Annotated in this window: 14 protein-coding genes and 1 tRNA gene; 14 read left to right on the top strand and 1 reads right to left on the bottom strand. The window is 62.3% G+C overall.

What is annotated here, in order from left to right; translation table 11 throughout:
* Positions 1–28 precede the first annotated feature (28 nt).
* The 12 genes from ispG to ABEA02_RS16855 all read left to right on the top strand — a co-directional run bounded on the left by ispG (position 29) and on the right by ABEA02_RS16855 (position 12,057).
* Positions 29–1,279, top strand: a complete 1,251-nt coding sequence (gene ispG, locus ABEA02_RS16910; protein WP_345534275.1) for a flavodoxin-dependent (E)-4-hydroxy-3-methylbut-2-enyl-diphosphate synthase — start codon at positions 29–31, stop codon at positions 1,277–1,279.
* A gap of 51 nt (positions 1,280–1,330) precedes the next feature.
* Positions 1,331–2,578: a histidine--tRNA ligase gene (gene hisS / locus ABEA02_RS16905; protein WP_345534274.1), complete on the top strand. Its 1,248-nt coding sequence runs from the start codon at positions 1,331–1,333 to the stop codon at positions 2,576–2,578.
* 28 nt (positions 2,579–2,606) lie between these two features.
* Positions 2,607–3,251: a YfgM family protein gene (locus ABEA02_RS16900; RefSeq protein WP_345534273.1), complete on the top strand. Its 645-nt coding sequence runs from the start codon at positions 2,607–2,609 to the stop codon at positions 3,249–3,251.
* Position 3,252: 1 nt separating this feature from the next.
* Entirely contained in the window at positions 3,253–4,398 is a 1,146-nt protein-coding gene (bamB, locus tag ABEA02_RS16895; RefSeq protein ID WP_345534272.1) for an outer membrane protein assembly factor BamB, read from the top strand.
* The gene (der, locus tag ABEA02_RS16890; RefSeq protein ID WP_345534271.1) at positions 4,395–5,720 is read left to right on the top strand and encodes a ribosome biogenesis GTPase Der; all 1,326 of its coding nucleotides are present in this window, start codon (positions 4,395–4,397) and stop codon (positions 5,718–5,720) included. The genes bamB and der overlap by 4 nt, the downstream gene beginning before the upstream one ends.
* A 131-nt stretch (positions 5,721–5,851) precedes the next feature.
* Complete coding sequence (gene hfq, locus ABEA02_RS16885) at positions 5,852–6,094, top strand: RNA chaperone Hfq (protein ID WP_345534270.1); 243 nt, start codon at positions 5,852–5,854, stop codon at positions 6,092–6,094.
* A 31-nt stretch (positions 6,095–6,125) separates the two neighbouring features.
* Entirely contained in the window at positions 6,126–7,295 is a 1,170-nt protein-coding gene (gene hflX, locus ABEA02_RS16880; protein WP_345534269.1) for a GTPase HflX, read from the top strand.
* Positions 7,296–7,309: 14 nt separating this feature from the next.
* Positions 7,310–8,506 carry an FtsH protease activity modulator HflK gene (gene hflK, locus ABEA02_RS16875; protein ID WP_345534268.1) on the top strand — a complete coding sequence of 399 codons (1,197 nt, stop codon included), beginning with the start codon at positions 7,310–7,312 and terminating at the stop codon, positions 8,504–8,506.
* The gene (gene hflC, locus ABEA02_RS16870) at positions 8,506–9,381 is read left to right on the top strand and encodes a protease modulator HflC (RefSeq protein WP_345534267.1); all 876 of its coding nucleotides are present in this window, start codon (positions 8,506–8,508) and stop codon (positions 9,379–9,381) included. The genes hflK and hflC overlap by 1 nt, the downstream gene beginning before the upstream one ends.
* Positions 9,382–9,383: 2 nt before the next feature.
* The gene (locus ABEA02_RS16865; protein WP_345534266.1) at positions 9,384–9,569 is read left to right on the top strand and encodes a DUF2065 domain-containing protein; all 186 of its coding nucleotides are present in this window, start codon (positions 9,384–9,386) and stop codon (positions 9,567–9,569) included.
* Positions 9,570–9,577: 8 nt separating this feature from the next.
* Positions 9,578–10,732, top strand: a complete 1,155-nt coding sequence (locus tag ABEA02_RS16860) for an ATP phosphoribosyltransferase regulatory subunit (RefSeq protein ID WP_345534265.1) — start codon at positions 9,578–9,580, stop codon at positions 10,730–10,732.
* A gap of 5 nt (positions 10,733–10,737) precedes the next feature.
* Positions 10,738–12,057 carry an adenylosuccinate synthase gene (locus tag ABEA02_RS16855; RefSeq protein WP_345534264.1) on the top strand — a complete coding sequence of 440 codons (1,320 nt, stop codon included), beginning with the start codon at positions 10,738–10,740 and terminating at the stop codon, positions 12,055–12,057.
* Between the two features lie 189 nt (positions 12,058–12,246).
* On the opposite strand, the gene ABEA02_RS16850 is transcribed toward ABEA02_RS16855, so the two are convergent.
* Positions 12,247–12,331, bottom strand: a tRNA-Leu gene (locus tag ABEA02_RS16850).
* A 30-nt stretch (positions 12,332–12,361) separates the two neighbouring features.
* Here ABEA02_RS16850 and rnr point away from each other — a divergent pair.
* Both rnr and rlmB read left to right on the top strand, forming a co-directional pair.
* Positions 12,362–15,634 carry a ribonuclease R gene (gene rnr, locus ABEA02_RS16845; protein WP_345534263.1) on the top strand — a complete coding sequence of 1,091 codons (3,273 nt, stop codon included), beginning with the start codon at positions 12,362–12,364 and terminating at the stop codon, positions 15,632–15,634.
* The gene (gene rlmB / locus ABEA02_RS16840) at positions 15,627–16,379 is read left to right on the top strand and encodes a 23S rRNA (guanosine(2251)-2'-O)-methyltransferase RlmB (RefSeq protein WP_345534262.1); all 753 of its coding nucleotides are present in this window, start codon (positions 15,627–15,629) and stop codon (positions 16,377–16,379) included. Before rnr ends, rlmB begins: the two co-directional genes overlap by 8 nt.
* Positions 16,380–16,414 lie beyond the last annotated feature (35 nt).

The raw sequence follows: 16,414 nt of genomic DNA, 5'->3' as shown, positions 1-16,414 counted from the left end.
CTCTCCAGTCTCGTTACCCGAATCGCTCATGAGCCAGAACCTTCCCGCATCCGCGGCGCCCCGTCACACCACGCGACAAGTCCGTATCGGCAAGGTTGTCGTGGGGTCGGCTGCACCCATCGTCGTGCAGTCGATGACCAATACGGATACGGCAGATCACATCGCCACTGCTTTGCAGATTGCGCAGCTGGCACGTGCGGGTTCCGAGCTGGTGCGCATCACCGTCAACAACGACGAATCGGCCAAGGCTCTGCCGAAGATTCACGAGCAGTTGCTCAAGATGAACGTGGACGTGCCCATCATCGGTGACTTTCACTATAACGGCCACAAGCTGCTGACGGACAACCCTGCCTGCGCCGAGATTCTCGCCAAGTACCGCATCAACCCCGGCAATGTGGGTCATGGTGCCAAGCGCGACACGCAGTTCGCGCAGATCGTCGAGCTGGCTTGCAAGTACGACAAGCCTGTGCGTATCGGCGTGAACTGGGGCAGTCTCGATCAGGCGGTGCTTGCGCGCATGATGGACGACAACGCCAAGCGCGCCGAGCCCTGGGATGCCGGTGCGGTGATGCGGGAGGCGTTGATCGTCTCTGCACTCGAATCTGCGGCTGCGGCTGAAGACGTGGGTCTGGCCGGTGACCGCATCATTCTGTCGTGCAAGGTTTCCAGCGTGCAGGACTTGATCGCGACTTATCGCGAACTCGCGCGCCGCTCCGACTACCCGCTGCATCTCGGCCTTACCGAAGCCGGCATGGGCAGCAAGGGCATCGTGGCGTCGACTGCTGCACTGGGTGTGCTGCTGCAGGAAGGCATAGGCGACACCATCCGCATCTCGCTGACGCCCGAGCCCAACGGCAAGCGCACCGAAGAAGTCATCGTTGCGCAGGAAATCCTGCAGACCATGGGCCTGCGTGCCTTCACGCCGATGGTGACGGCTTGCCCCGGCTGCGGCCGCACGACCAGCGTCTTCTTCCAGGAGCTCGCGCAATCGGTGCAGGAATATGTGCGCGAGCAGATGCCCGTCTGGCGCAACCAGTACGACGGCGTCGAGAACCTGACGCTGGCCGTGATGGGTTGCGTGGTGAACGGACCCGGCGAGAGCAAGCACGCCAACATCGGCATCTCGTTACCGGGCACGGGCGAGAGTCCGGCCGCGCCGGTCTTCATCGACGGCCAGAAAGCTGTGACCCTGCGCGGCGACAACATCGCCAACGAATTCCGCGACATCCTCGACACCTACGTCGCAACGAAATATCCGAAGAAAGGCGTCGCTGCCTGAGCGACGCGTAGAAGACATATGGCAAGCAACAAGATTCAAGGCGTTCGTGGCATGAACGACTTGCTCCCTGATGAAGCGGAGCGCTGGGAAGCATTCGAAGAGATCGTGCGTGACTGGCTCAAGAGCTACGGTTATCGCCCGATCCGCACGCCGGTGCTGGAGCCGACTGCGCTGTTCGTGCGCGGTGTGGGCGAGCACACCGATATCGTCGAGAAGGAGATGTACTCCTTTGAAGATCGTCTCAATGGCGAGAAGCTGACGCTGCGTCCTGAAGGTACCGCGCCCTGCGTGCGCGCGGTGACCGAGCACAACATGCTCTTTTCACAACCGCAGCGTCTCTACTACACGGGCCAGATGTTCCGTCACGAGCGTCCGCAGAAGGGCCGCTACCGCCAGTTCCACCAGGTCGGTGTCGAAGCGCTGGGCTTCGCCGGCCCGGATGTCGATGCCGAGCACATCGTGATGTGCGCGCGGTTGTGGGATGACCTCGGGCTTGAAGACGTTACTCTGGAAATCAATTCGCTGGGTGATGCGGCCGAGCGTGCGAATCACCGCACCGCCCTCATCGCCTATCTCGAAGGCCACCAGGACAAGCTCGACGAAGATGGCAAGCGCCGCCTCTACACCAATCCTCTGCGCGTGCTGGACACCAAGAACCCGGACCTGCAGGCGATTGTTGAAGCAGCGCCGAAGCTGATGGATTTCCTGGGCGAAGAATCGCTGAAGCACTATGAAGGCGTGACCGCGCTGCTGCGCGAAGCTTGCGTGCCCTACAAGCTCAACACGCGTCTTGTGCGTGGACTGGACTACTACAACCGTACCGTGTTCGAATGGACGACCACCCGCCTGGGGTCGCAGGCGACCATCTGTGCCGGTGGCCGCTACGACGGTCTCATCGAGAGTCTCGGCGGCAAGTCCGCGCCGGCCTGCGGTTTTGGCATGGGCATCGAGCGCGTGATGATGCTGTGGACGGAAGGCATGGAAGAGGGGCCGCTGTCGCGTCCCGACGTCTACATCGTCCACCAGGGAGACGCAGCGGCGAAGCAGGCTTTCCGCGTGGCAGAAGAGTTACGCTCGGCCGGCATGTCGGCGATCTATCACTGTGGTGGGGGCAGTTTCAAGTCGCAGATGAAGAAGGCTGACGGCAGCGGTGCCAGCTACGCCATCGTGATCGGTGAGGACGAAGTGGCGGCGCAGGCTGTGATGCTCAAACCCTTGCGTGAAGAAGTGGAACAGCGCCGCGTAGCGCTGGCGGATATAGCAGAAGAACTGTCGGGCCAGTTGTACGGTCAGGCTTGAAAACAGAAACTTACCGGAAGACACGAAAATGGCTGTGTACGATCTCGAAGAACAAGAACAACTCTCCGCACTCAAGGCCTGGTGGGGCAAGTACGGCAACATCATCAGTACTGGTGCAACCGTGGTCGCCATCGGCGTAATTGCCTGGACGGCCTGGTCGCGTTACCAGGGTTCGCAGTCCGAGAACGCAAGCGTGCTGTACGCCGAAGCATTCCGTGCTGCGCAGGCCAACGACGTGCCCAAGCTGCAGCAACTTGCCAACCAGCTGACCAAGGATTACCCGGGACACTTGCAGGCTGCGCTGGCCACGTTGCTGTCCGCTCGTGCTGACGTCGAGAAGAACGATGGCAAGGCGGCTCGCGTGAAGCTCGAATGGATCACGGCTAACGTCAAGGACCCGCTGATCAAGGACGTCGCGCGTCTGCGTCTGGCTGCTGTGCTGCTTGACGACAAGCTGCTCGACGAGGCGCTGACCCAGGCCAACGCCGGCACGACCAAGGAATACGCCGGCCGCTTTGCCGAGATGCGTGGCGATGTGCTGATCGAGCAGGGCAAGACGGAGGATGCGAAGGCCGCGTTCAAGCAGGCGCTTGAGAAGTACAGCGAAGGTGGCGAGTTCGCTTCGTTGAAAAACGTGGTGCAGACCAAGCTGGAAGCCCTCGGAGGCAACTGAGATGTCGCGTATCGAAGCTCTGCGTGGCGCTTGCGGCGCCTTGCTCTGCCTGACGCTGGCGGGCTGCTTTTCCAGCAGCAAAGCGCCTGAGCCGATGGCCTTGGCGCCGTTCAAGGCCACTGAGACCCTGGTAGAGGACTGGTCCCTGCGCACGGGTAACCTGGCGCACACCGTGCTGCGTCCGGTGACGGGAGGTGCTTCGGTGTTTGCAGCATCGGCACGCGGGGAGCTGGCGCGCTACGAAGCGGGTCGTGAGCTGTGGTCCATCCGTGCGGCGAAAAGCCTGAGCAGTGGCGTGGCGGTTGATGGCCGCGCTGCGGTTGTCAGTACCTCGGACGGCAAGCTGCTGGCTTTCGACAGCACTCAGGGCAAGCCCTTGTGGAACGTGCAGCTCAGCGGCGAAGTGTCGGGTCAGCCCCTGATTGCAGATGAGCTCGTAATCGTGCGCGTGGGCGACAACCAGGTGCTGGCGTTTGACGTCGCCGACGGCAAGAGACGTTGGGTTTATGAGCGCGCGCAGTCCTCGCTGAACTTGCGCACTTACTCCGGTGTGACGCGCCTGGGCGATGCAGTGCTGGCGGGTTTCTCGGGCGGCAAGCTGGTGTTGTTGTCGTTGGCGGGTGGTTTCCCGCGGTGGGAAGCAACCGTGGCGACACCACGTGGCGCCAATGAGCTGGAGCGCATGACCGATATTGTCGGTGAGCCGCTGGTGCGTGGCGACCAGGTGTGTGTGGCGGCCTATCAGGCGCGTGTGGCCTGTGTGGAGGCCGCGCGTGGCACTGTGCGCTGGACTCGCGATATCCCCTCGGGAGTTGGTGCTGACGCGGATGACACCTTCTTTTATGTCACGGATAGCAGCGGCGCAGTGCACGCACTGGATCTGAAGACCGGTACGACCGCCTGGAAGCAAGACAAGTTGCTGTGGCGTGGCGTCGGTCGCCCGCTCGTGTTCGGCGAGTACGTTGTAGTGACCGATACCTTGGGCTGGGTCCATCTGCTCAATCGCAAGGACGGTTTGTTCGCGGCGCGCCTGCGTGCCGACAGTACGGGCTTCAGCGCGCCCATGGCCAAGCTTGGCAGCGGTTTTGTGGCCCAGGCTCGCGATGGCACCGTTGTGGCACTCAGTATCAAACCGGCAGTCAAGTGAAACCTACTCTCGTTCTTGTGGGACGGCCCAATGTGGGCAAGTCCACGCTGTTCAATCGTCTGACCCGCACGCGCGATGCGCTGGTAGCTGATATGCCAGGCCTGACGCGTGATCGACACTACGGCATCGGGCGCGGCGGCAGCAAACCCTATCTGGTCGTGGACACCGGCGGCTTCGAGCCGCTTGCCAAGGAAGGCATCGTGGCCGAGATGGCCCGTCAAGCCGAATCGGCGATTGCGGAGGCAGACGCGTTGCTGTTCATCGTGGATGGCCGCACGGGACTGACGCCGCATGACAAGCAGATCGCCGAGCGTTTGCGTCGTAGCGGTCGCCCGGTGTTTCTTGCGGTGAACAAGGGCGAGGGCATGAACCGCGCGATGGTCAGCGCGGAGTTCCACGAGCTGGCATGCGGCGAGCCCTACGTCATTTCGGCAGCACACGGTGATGGTGTACGCGAACTGCTGAACCTGGTCCTCGACACCTTCCCGGACGATCCTGAAGACGATTCTGAGACGACTGGACCCAGGGTAGCCATCGTCGGACGCCCCAACGTCGGCAAGTCCACGCTGATCAACGCCTTGCTCGGCGAGGATCGCGTGATTGCCTTTGACATGCCGGGTACGACGCGTGATGCGATCTCCGTGCCTTTCGAACGCAATGGCCGGCAGTACACCCTTATCGACACGGCGGGTCTGCGTCGTCGTGGCAAGGTGTTCGAGGCCATCGAGAAGTTCTCGGTGATCAAGACGCTACAGGCGGTCGAGCAGGCCAACGTGGTCGTGCTGGTGCTCGATGCTAGCCAGGATATTTCCGATCAGGACGCCCACATCGGTGGTTTCGCGCTGGAAGCCGGGCGTGCGTTAGTGGTGGCCGTCAACAAGTGGGATGACGTCGACGAATACCGGCGTGATCGTGTGAAGGTCGATATCGCCCGCAAACTGCAATTCCTCAGCTTTGCCCGCTTCCACCATATTTCGGCTCTGGAAGGCATGGGTATCGGTGCCCTCCTGAAATCGGTGGACGGAGCTTACGCCGCCGCGATGGTCAAGCTGCCGACGCCCAAGCTCACGCGGGTGCTCGAAGCTGCGCTGGCGCGCCAACAGCCTCCACGCCATGGCCTGTTCCGGCCAAAGCTGCGCTACGCCCACCAGGGCGGCCAGAACCCGCCTGTCGTGGTGATTCATGGCAACGCACTGGAGCATGTTCCTGACGCTTACAAACGGTATCTGGAACATTCCTTCATGGAGGCGTTCAAACTCCAAGGCACGCCCATGCGCGTGGAATTCCGCTCGACATCGAACCCGTTCAAGGGCAAGGATTGAGCGGGCGCAGGCAGGCGAACCTTTCAAGTCTGTAAGTTTTTTAACCCGATTCTGCGCTATGCTGGCAGCTTGTTGCGCTGCGGTAGCGGCGTAGCGTTGTCCCTTAATCAATAAGAAAACGAGGCCCACACATGAGTAACAAAGGCCAATTGCTTCAAGATCCGTTCCTGAATATTTTGCGCAAGGAACATGTGCCGGTGTCGATTTACTTGGTCAACGGCATCAAGCTGCAAGGACACATTGAGTCGTTTGACCAGTATGTCGTCCTGCTCAAGAACACTGTCACCCAGATGGTGTACAAGCACGCCATTTCCACCGTCGTTCCCGCGCGTCCGGTCAGTATTCCGCACGAAGCGCCCGAAGCGAAGGACTGAGTGCGGCAAGCGATGAAAGGCTGCGGGCGCCATGTTTGAGCGTCCGGCCAGCGGGACGAGGGCTGTTCTCGTTCAGGTAGATTTCGGTGACGCCAGCGTCGCTGACCGCATCGCAGAATTGACCCTGCTGGCCGAGTCGGCGGGCGCGGAGTGCGTCGCCCTTGTGCAGGGCAAGCGCCAAGCCCCCGACGCTGCCCTGTTTGTCGGTAAAGGCAAGGCAGAGGAGATAGCAGCTGCCGCCAGCGAGCATCAGGCCGATATCGTCATCTTCAATCACGAACTGGCACCCGGTCAGCAGCGTAACCTTGAAGGTCTGCTGCAGAAGCGGGTTGTTGATCGCACCGCGCTGATTCTCGATATCTTTGCGCTGCGCGCCAAGAGTCACGAGGGCAAGCTGCAAGTGGAGCTTGCCCAACTGCAGCACCTGGCTACGCGCCTTGTGCGCGGCTGGACTCACCTTGAGCGCCAGAAAGGTGGTATCGGCCTGCGTGGTCCGGGCGAAACCCAGCTCGAGACCGACCGCCGTCTGCTGGGTAATCGCGTCAAGTTGCTCAAAGAGCGGCTGCGCAAGCTGGAAAAGCAGCGCGGCGTGCGCCGGCGGGCCCGTGAGCGGCAGGAGGTCCCTGTCGTCTCTCTGGTCGGCTACACGAACGCCGGCAAAAGCACCTTGTTCAACGCCATGACCAAGGCCGGCGCCTATGCGGCCGATCAGCTGTTCGCGACGCTGGATACGACTTCACGCCGGGTTTTCCTGCGCGATGCCGGACGCAGCTTCATTCTGTCCGACACTGTGGGCTTTATCCGGGACCTGCCGCACTCGGTGGTGGCGGCCTTCGAGGCTACGCTGGAGGAGACTGCAAGAGCTGATTTATTGCTGCATGTTGTCGATGCCTCGTCTTCCGAGCGCGAGGCCCAGATGAGGGTAGTCGACGGGGTGCTGGAGGAGATCGGTGCGGGTGATGTGCCACGCGTCGTGGTGTGGAACAAGGTCGACGCTACTGCCGGGGCGCCGGGCGTCGAGCTGGACGCATGTGGTAATATCCACCGCGTTTTGCTGAGCGCTCGCACGGGTGCAGGGTTGGACGATTTCCGGACGGCGTTGGCTGCCCGGATATTTCCGGAAACCTTACCGCATACCGCGCTGTCACACTCGTCCCGTTCTTCCGATCCAGAACATTCCCCGCAGAGCGAGTCATCGTGATTACCGGCATTCTCATGTCCCTTAACGACCCCCGCTGGGGCGGCGACAAACAGGGCGACGACAAACGTGGCCCCGATCAGGGCCCTCCGGATCTTGAAGAGATCTGGCGCGACCTCAACCGCAAGCTCTCGAACGCCTTCGGCCTCAAGTCGGGCGGGGGTGGCAATGGCTTTGGTGACGGAAACGGCCCGAGCCCGCGCGCCATCGGTGGCGGCGCATTGTTGATCATCGGCGTCGTGGTGGTGTTGTGGCTGGCAACTGGCTTCTACACGGTGGATGCCTCGCAGAAAGCGGTCGTCCTGCGCTTCGGCAAGTTCCAGGAAACGACTTCGGAAGGTCTGCAGTGGCGACTGCCATACCCCTTCGAGTCGCACGAAATCGTCAATGTCACGCAAGTCCGTACCGTTGAGGTTGGCTTTACGGGCAACGAGCGCAACAAGGTGCTGCGCGAAGCGCTGATGCTCACGCGTGACGAGAACATTGTGAATATCCAGTTCTCGGTGCAATACACGCTCAACGATCCCGCTTTTTATGTGTTCAAGAACCGGAACCCCGAAGAGTCGGTCAAGCAGGCCGCCGAGACGGCCATGCGCGAGATTGTTGGCAAGAGCGATATGGATGTGGTGCTCTACCAGGGCCGTGAAGCCATCGTCAAAGAGGCTCAGCGTCTGATTCAGGCCATTCTGGATCGTTACCAGACGGGCATCCAGATTACGCAGGTGAACTTGCAGAACGCGCAGCCGCCGGAGCAGGTTCAAGACGCATTCAATGACGCTGTCAAAGCGGGTCAGGATCAGGCGCGAGCCAAGAACGAGGGCGAGGCCTACGCTAATGACGTGATTCCGAAGGCGCGGGGTACGGCCTCGCGTCTGCTGGAAGAGGCGAACGGCTATGCCGGTAGCGTGGTTGCAACCGCAGAGGGTGATGCCAGCCGCTTCAAGCAGGTCTATGCCGAGTACGCCAAAGCCCCCGAGGTGACGCGCAATCGCATGTACATCGAAACGATGCAGCAGGTTTTCAGCAATGCCAGCAAAGTGCTGGTGGATTCCAAGGGCAACGGCAACATGCTCTATCTGCCACTCGACAAAATCCTGCAGCAGAATACGCCGCCCGCCCTGGCTCCGATGGAAGCTGCTCCCGTGCCGCGGCCTGCTCCGGCTGCCGAGACGCCTTCGGTCAGTCGCGGTCGTGAACGTGGGGGAGAGCGCTGATGCGTGATCGTTTGCCTCTGTTGGTCGGCATGGTGCTCTTCGTGATCACCGTGCTGTTCATGTCCGTCTATACCGTGGATCAGCGTCAATACGCGCTGGTGTTCCAGCTCGGCGAGATCAAGCGCATCATCACCGAGCCCGGCATCAAGCTGAAATGGCCGATGATTCAGAACGTGCGCTACTTTGACCGCCGTATCCTCACCATGGACACCCCGGATCCCGAGCTCTTCCAGACTTCGGAAAAGAAGAATGTGCTCGTAGATCTGTTCATCAAGTGGCAGATTTCCGACCCTCAGCTCTACTACAAGTCATTCAATGCCGAGGAAGCCAAAGCGACTAACCGTCTTGCCCAGACTGTGAACTCGGGGTTGCGCGAAGAGTTCGGCAGGCGCACCGTCAAGGATGTGGTGTCGGGAGAGCGCAAGCAGATCATGGACGACGTGCGTCGCAAGGCGGACGAGGATGCGCGCAAGTACGGCATGACTGTCATAGATGTGCGCCTCAAGCGTGTGGATCTGCCGACCGAGGTGAGTGGCTCGGTCTACAGCCGCATGGAGGCCGAGCGTAAGCGTGTCGCCAATGAACTGCGCTCGACGGGTGCTGCCGAGCAGGAAAAGATCAAGGCGGATGCTGACAGGCAAGCCCTGTTGATCCGCGCCGAGGCGTACCGCGAAGCGCAGAAGATCAAGGGTCTGGCCGACGCCAAGGCTTCCGCGATCTATGCCGAAGCCTTCGGCAAGAGTCCGGAGTTCTATCGCTTCTATCGCAGTCTGGAAGCGTACAGGCAGAGCTTCCGCAGCAAGAGCGACGTGCTGGTCGTGGATCCCAGCTCGGACTTCTTCAAGTATCTGAAGAGCGGCGGTCAGGGCAAGTAATCATGCTTGTGACGTTGTTGACAGCACTGGCTGTGATGCTGGTGCTGGAAGGCCTCTTCCCGCTTGCTTTTCCGTCGCACTGGCGCAAGATGTTTGAGCGCCTGACGCGCCTTGCAGATGGCCAGGTGCGCTTCATGGGGCTGATGTCGATGCTGACTGGCCTCATCCTCCTTTTCGTCGTGCTCTGATTTCGACCATGGTCATGCCGCGCTGGGCGCTGCCCGAACATTTTGAAGATGTCCTGCCTGCCGAGGCGCAGCGCATGGAGCGTCTGCGTCGTGTGCTGCTTGATGAGTTTCGCTTGCACGGTTTCCAGCTGGTGATTCCGCCCAGTGTCGAACACATGGATGCGCTGGCGTCGGGTACGGGCCACGATATGGACGACAGCACCTGGAAGTTCGTCGACCGCATTTCTGGCCGGACGCTCGGATTACGCGCCGACATGACGCCGCAGATGACACGTATAGACGCGCACGTGCTGAATCGTCGTGGCGTCACCCGTTTGTGCTACGCCGGAGCCGTGGTGCACACCATGCCGCGCAGCATGACGGCGAGCCGTGAGCCACTGCAGATCGGTGCCGAACTGTTCGGTCACGCGGGCATCGAGGCGGACGTGGAGGTCTTGCGACTGGTAGCGCGCTCTCTTCAACTGGCGGGTGCCCGGACAGTACGTATCGATATAGGTCACATGGGCCTGTTCCGCGCGCTGGCGTCTCATGCTGGGCTCGACGCAGCAGCAGAAGAGGTGCTGTACGCCATCCTGCAGGCCAAAGACGTACCAGCCTTGCGTGAGTTCGTGGCCGCGCGTCCTGCCGCAGCAGTCTTGCTGCCGCTACCGGGCCTGTACGGCGGAGCTGATGTACTGGTACGGGCGATGGGCGAACTGCCCGATGTGCCCGCCGTTCGCGATGCCTTGGGCGAGCTGCTGCATCTGGCCAAACATTTGCCGGATCTGCCCTTGTCCTTCGATCTGGCGGATTTGCGTGGCTATCACTATCACACCGGCATCGTTTTCGCGGCCTACAGTGGCAGATCCCCTGCAGCAGTGGCCCTGGGTGGCCGCTATAACGAAGTGGGCAAGGCATTCGGTCGCGCACGTCCGGCGACCGGCTTCAGCATGGATCTGCGTGACCTGATCCGTCTGGGGCAGGAGGCTCTGCCTGCTGGTGCCGTACTGGCGCCGTGCGAGGGTGATGCAGTGCTGCAGGCGGCCGTGGCCGCGCTGCGGACACAGGGTGAAATCGTCATGAGTGAGTTGCCGGGGCATGCCGGCAGCTGGCGTGAAGCTGGTTGTGACCGGCGTCTGGAATGGAAGGACGGCGCATGGCGCGTCGTGCCGCTTGGAGAATGAAGGCAATGGTTGCAAAGGCAAAGAATGTCGTCGTCGTCGGTACGCAATGGGGCGACGAAGGCAAGGGCAAGATCGTCGACTGGCTGACCGATCACGCGCAGGGCGTGGTGCGCTTCCAGGGTGGCCATAATGCGGGTCATACGCTGGTCATCGGCGACAAGGAATACAAGCTCAACCTCGTGCCCTCCGGCATCGTGCGTGAGGGCGTGCAGTGCTATATCGGCAACGGCGTGGTGCTGGACATCCATCACCTGCTGTCCGAGATCGCGGTGCTGGAGAAGGACGGCATCGATGTGCGTTCGCGTCTGAAGGTCAGCCCCGGCTGCCCGCTGATCCTTTCGTACCACTCGGCGCTCGACAAGGCGCGTGAGGCGAAGAAGAGTGCAGATGACAAGATCGGTACGACCGGCAAGGGCATCGGCCCGGCCTATGCCGACAAGGTCGCGCGCCGCGCGCTGCGTGTGTATGACCTGTTCAACCCCGAGCGTTTTGCCGCCAAGCTGCGTGAAGTGCTGGACTATCACAACTTCGTGCTCACCCAGTACCTCGGCGCCGAGCCGGTCGATTTCGATGTGGTTTTCAAGCAGGCCATGGCCGACGCAGAAGCCATCCGCCCCATGGTGGCGGATGTCTCCGACCTCATCCATGCCGATCACAAGGCGGGCAAGAACCTGCTGTTCGAAGGCGCGCAGGGCACGCTGCTGGATATCGACCACGGTACCTATCCCTTCGTGACATCGTCGAACTGTGTGTCGGGCCAGGCGGCCGCTGGCTCGGGCGTCGGCCCGGGCATGCTGCACTACGTGCTGGGCATTACCAAGGCGTACTGCACGCGGGTGGGTGGCGGTCCGTTCCCGAGCGAACTCGACATCGAAACGCCGGCCTGCCCGGGCTATCAAATGTCGACCGTGGGCCGCGAGTTCGGCACCGTCACGGGTCGCAAGCGTCGTTGCGGCTGGTTCGATGCTGCGGCCCTGCGTCGTTCGGCGCGCATCAATGGTCTGACGGGTCTGTGCATCACCAAGCTCGACGTGCTCGACGGGCTGGAAGAACTGCAGATCTGCACGGGCTACAAGCTCAATGGCAAGGTGCTGGATCTGCTGCCGATCGGTGCGGACGAAGTGGCGGCCTGCGAGCCGATCTACGAGACCATGCCGGGCTGGAGCGAGACCACCTTCGGTGTGAAGCGCTGGGAAGACCTGCCTGCTAACGCACGGGCATATCTGGACCGTCTGGAGCAGCTCTGCGAAGTGCCGATCGCCATCGTGTCGACTGGCCCCGAGCGCGATGAAACCATTCTCAAGCAACATCCTTTTGCTGCCTGAGGCGTTCATCGAGGCCGGCGCAAGCCGGCCTTTTAACTTGCGCCGCGAGAGCGGTGTTGTGAGCCACTGCGCTGTGCTGGCAACATGCAGCCGTAGTGGAGTGAAGCCGGCCGAAACAGGGCCGGCTGACAAAGCGGAATCCGGAAAAGAAAAAGGCCGGTTCTTTCGAACCGGCCTTCATCCCGAATTTGGTGCCCAGGAGAGGACTCGAACCTCCACACCTTGCGGCACTAGTACCTGAAACTAGCGCGTCTACCAATTTCGCCACCTGGGCAAGAGGCGCGCATTATAAAGCACTTTTTGAATGAGTCAAGATAAAAAGAAAACTACGAAAACAGCCGCGGCGACCAAGCCGGCACCGCGCAAAGCAAAGTCAGCCGAAGTGGCTGCCAAGGTCGTTGTGAAGGCACCGGCCAAAGTGCCAGCCAAAGCGCCAGCGAAGACCCCCGCCAAGGCCCCTGCAAAGGCGCCAGCCAGAAAAGCTGTGAAGGCAGCGGCCGTGGTCGCTGCGCCAGCGCCTGCTGCGCCCAAGCCGGCGAAGCAAGCTACTGCAAAGTCCAAGGCGGTGTCCGCAAGGGCTGCCACATCCAAAGCGCCAGTAGCACCCAAGGCGTCCACTGCGTCCAAAGCGGCGCCAGCACCGAAGACGCCGGCAGCACCGAAAACACCTGCGGCACCCAAGGCACCTCCCGCGCCCCGCGCGCCGGCCAGGCGCCAGCCGAAACTGTCGAAGGTCCGCAGCCTCGACCCCTTCCTCGAGCGCGAGCGCGAGAAGTACGAAGATCCGCTCCCTTCGCGTGAGTACGTGTTGCAGATCCTCACCGAGGCCGGTCGGCCCATGTCGGGTGAAGATCTGATCGCGGCGCTGGATATTCGCGAGTACGAGGTCGATAACTTCTCGCGTCGCATCTTCGCGATGGAGCGTGCCGGGCAGTTGCTGCGTAACCGCGCTGGCGATTACATCGTGCCGGCCAAGGCCGATCTCATTCGCGGCAAGGTCGAAGGGCATCCGGACGGCTTTGGCTTCCTCGTGCCCGACAACGGCGGGGAGGACCTTTTCCTCGGGCCGCGAGCGATGCGAGAGGTCATGCATGGCGACAAGGTACTGGTCAGCATCATGGGCACCGATCAGCGCGGTCGTCGCGAAGCCAAGATCGTCGAGGTGCTGGAGCGCGGCACGAAGGAACTGGTCGGCCGCGTGCTGGTGGAGCAGGGCGTGGCACTCGTGCAGCCCGAGAATCGCCGTATCGCGCACCGCATCCTGCTGACCCCTGAAGCGGCGAAAACCAAGCCGCGCGACGGCCAGATCGTGACCGTCGAGATCACGCAGCAGCCCGGCCCTTACAGCCAGCCCATCGGCCGCATCGTCGAGACGCTGGGCAACTACGCCGACCCGGGTATGGAAATCGAGATTGCGCTGCGCAAGCACGATCTGCCGTTCGAGTTCTCCGCCGCCACCGAGGCTGAGGCCAGGAAGCTGCCGGACGAGGTGCGAAAGAAGGACTGGACCTGGAACACCGCCAAGGCGCAGCGCGAAGACATCCGCCATCTGCCGCTGGTAACCATCGACGGTGAGACCGCGCGCGACTTCGATGACGCCGTGTATTGCGCGAAGCAGGGCAAGGGCTACCGCCTGATCGTGGCGATTGCGGACGTGAGCCACTACGTCACGCCGGGCTCGGCGCTGGATGCCGATGCACTGGCTCGTGGCACTTCGGTGTACTTCCCGCGCCGCGTGATCCCCATGCTGCCGGAGAAGCTCTCCAATGGCCTCTGCTCGCTCAACCCGCAGGTCGAGCGCCTGTGCATGGTGTGCGACATGGCGATCAATGCGCAGGGCGTGATCAAGCAGTTCCGCTTCTACCCGGCCGTGATGTATTCGCACGCGCGCCTGACCTACAACAAGGTCGCTGCCGCGCTGTACGAGAAGGAGCCCGGCATCCGCCGCGAGCTGGCAGAACTGCTGCCGCATCTCGAAAACCTCGACGCGCTGTTCCGCGTGCTGCTGCAGGCGCGGGGCAAGCGTGGCGCCATCGACTTCGAGACCGTCGAGACCAAGATGGTGTTCGATGAACAGGGCAAGATCGAACGCATCGTGCCGGAGAAGCGCAACGACGCGCATCGGGTCATCGAAGAGTGCATGCTCGCCGCCAACGTGTGTGCGTCCGAGTTTCTCATCGGCAACGAGCATCCGGCGCTGTATCGCATCCACGAAGGGCCGACGGCCGAGAAGCTGGAGCGCCTGCGCGAATTCCTTGCCGAGTTCGGCTTCTCGTTGGGCGGTGGTGATTCGCCCAAGGCGGGCGATTTCGCGCGCGTGGTCGAGAAGCTCAAGGAGCGCCCCGACGCACAACTGATCCAGACCGTCATGCTGCGTTCGCTGCAACAGGCGGTGTATAGCCCCGACAACGTCGGCCACTTCGGTCTGGCCTACGAGGCTTACACGCACTTCACCTCGCCGATCCGTCGCTACCCCGATCTGCTGGTGCACCGTGCGATCAAGGCGGTGCTGTCGAAGAAGCCCTACAGCCCCGACAAGGGCCCGGTCGAGTTGCTGATGGACACGCGTCGCAAGCGCAACCGCTCCGGCCGCGATGACGACAAGCGCGGCAAGCGTCCTGCGCCTGCGCCCAAGCCCGTCGAAGAGAAGGTGAAGACAGGTGGCATCTGGGAAGACATCGGTGTGCACTGTTCGGCCACCGAGCGCCGCGCGGATGAGGCCAGCCGCGACGTCGAGACCTGGCTCAAATGCTTCTACATGCAGGACCGCGTCGGCGAGATCTACACCGGCAACATCACCGCCGTGGTGGGTTTCGGCATCTTCGTGACGCTGGACGAATTGTTCGTCGAAGGCCTCGTGCACATCTCGGACCTTGGCAAGGATTACTTCCACTTCGACGAAGCACGCCATGAACTGGTGGGCGAGGCGACGGGCCAGCGCTTCCGCCTCTCGGATCGCGTGACGGTGCAGCTCGTGCGCGTCGATCTGGAATCGCGCAAGATCGACTTCAAGCTCGTCGAAGGCGTCGAGCGCGCGACGACGCGCACTGGCAAGACGGCGAAGGATGCCGCCAAGCGCGCTGTGCCCGTTGTCGAGGTGCCCGCCGCACCGGCACCCCGCTCGCGTGGCAAGGCAGAGGCGCCGGCTGCCGCGCAGAGCAAACCCAAGGCCACAGCCAAAGTGAAGGCTGCTCCTGTCGAGACGAACCAGGCTGTCGTGGCCTCTCCCACAACCACCGCACCGGCAGCCAAACGCAGCAAGCAGAAAGCCGCTTTGCTGACGCCCAAAGCGCCTGCTGCGCCAGCCCGGCAAGATGACGACGAGGTTGTCAGCTGGCGCGCCCTGGCTGGCTTGCCGGACCGCAAGGGCCCGCCACCGCTGCATGATCTGCCACCGCCTGAACGTGCGCCAGCGCAGAGCAGGGGAGGCAGTCGCGGCAATTCCGGCGGCCACAAGCCTGCTGCTGGGCCGCGTGGCAATGCCAATGCCAAGTCCAGTTTCAAACCGGGCTCGGGCAAGTCGCCAGCAAAGTCGGGTGGCAAGTCTTCCGCACGCAAGGGAGGTCGCCGTGGCTGATCAGGGTGCTCGTTACCTGCATGGTTTTCATGCCATTGCCTCGCGTCTGCGCACGGCGCCGGACAGCATTCTTGAACTCTTCATCGCCATGGGCCGGCAGGACGCACGCATGCGCGATCTGCTCGAACGTGCCGAATCAGCCGGCGTGCGCATCATCGCCACCGAAGGCAGCCGCCTCGATGGCATGGCCGGCACGCATCGTCACCAAGGCGTGGTCGCCCGGGTTGATGGCAAGCAGCGCGACATCAAGCTCGACGACGTGCTCGACACGCTGACCGAGAAGGCGCTGTTGCTGGTGCTCGACGGCGTGCAGGATCCGCACAACCTCGGTGCCTGTCTGCGCGTGGCTGATGCGGCCGGGGCGCATGCTGTCATCGCGCCCAAGGATCGCGCCGTGGGCCTGAACGCTACGGCCATCAAGGTTGCCAGCGGTGCGGCCGACACCGTGCCCTACATCACCGTGACCAATCTGGCGCGGAGCTTGCGAGAGATGCAGGAAGCAGGCGTCTGGTGTCTCGGCGCAGCGGGTGAGGCAACGAAGTCCTTGTACGAGATTGATCAGACGGGGCCCGTTGCCTGGGTACTTGGTGCAGAAGGCGACGGTTTGCGCCGCCTGACGCGCGAGACCTGCGACGAGCTGGCGAAGATTCCCATGCTCGGCACGGTCGAAAGTCTCAACGTCTCGGTGGCATCCGGCATCTGCCTGTTCGAAGCACGCCGCCAGCGCGGCATGGTGTCTGCCTAGCCGTCTGCGACAGGGTGGCGAGTGCGGATCGGGGC

It is taken from the genome of Viridibacterium curvum (assembly GCF_039544165.1).
GTDB lineage: Bacteria > Pseudomonadota > Gammaproteobacteria > Burkholderiales > Rhodocyclaceae > Viridibacterium > Viridibacterium curvum.
The sequence above is the reverse complement of the archived record's forward strand: the minus strand, read 5'-3'. Positions and strand labels throughout refer to the sequence as shown.

Excerpts from the sequence above, each read along its gene's own strand:
- ABEA02_RS16860 (WP_345534265.1), top strand. The coding sequence starts at position 9,578 with ATGGTCATGCCGCGCTGGGCGCTGCCCGAACATTTTGAAGATGTCCTG.
- hflX (WP_345534269.1), top strand. The coding sequence starts at position 6,126 with ATGTTTGAGCGTCCGGCCAGCGGGACGAGGGCTGTTCTCGTTCAGGTA.
- hflK (WP_345534268.1), top strand. The coding sequence starts at position 7,310 with ATGTCCCTTAACGACCCCCGCTGGGGCGGCGACAAACAGGGCGACGAC.
- ispG (WP_345534275.1), top strand. The coding sequence starts at position 29 with ATGAGCCAGAACCTTCCCGCATCCGCGGCGCCCCGTCACACCACGCGA.
- rnr (WP_345534263.1), top strand. The coding sequence starts at position 12,362 with ATGAGTCAAGATAAAAAGAAAACTACGAAAACAGCCGCGGCGACCAAG.
- ABEA02_RS16865 (WP_345534266.1), top strand. The coding sequence starts at position 9,384 with ATGCTTGTGACGTTGTTGACAGCACTGGCTGTGATGCTGGTGCTGGAA.
- ABEA02_RS16855 (WP_345534264.1), top strand. The coding sequence starts at position 10,738 with ATGGTTGCAAAGGCAAAGAATGTCGTCGTCGTCGGTACGCAATGGGGC.
- hfq (WP_345534270.1), top strand. The coding sequence starts at position 5,852 with ATGAGTAACAAAGGCCAATTGCTTCAAGATCCGTTCCTGAATATTTTG.
- hflC (WP_345534267.1), top strand. The coding sequence starts at position 8,506 with ATGCGTGATCGTTTGCCTCTGTTGGTCGGCATGGTGCTCTTCGTGATC.
- bamB (WP_345534272.1), top strand. The coding sequence starts at position 3,253 with ATGTCGCGTATCGAAGCTCTGCGTGGCGCTTGCGGCGCCTTGCTCTGC.
- hisS (WP_345534274.1), top strand. The coding sequence starts at position 1,331 with ATGAACGACTTGCTCCCTGATGAAGCGGAGCGCTGGGAAGCATTCGAA.
- ABEA02_RS16900 (WP_345534273.1), top strand. The coding sequence starts at position 2,607 with ATGGCTGTGTACGATCTCGAAGAACAAGAACAACTCTCCGCACTCAAG.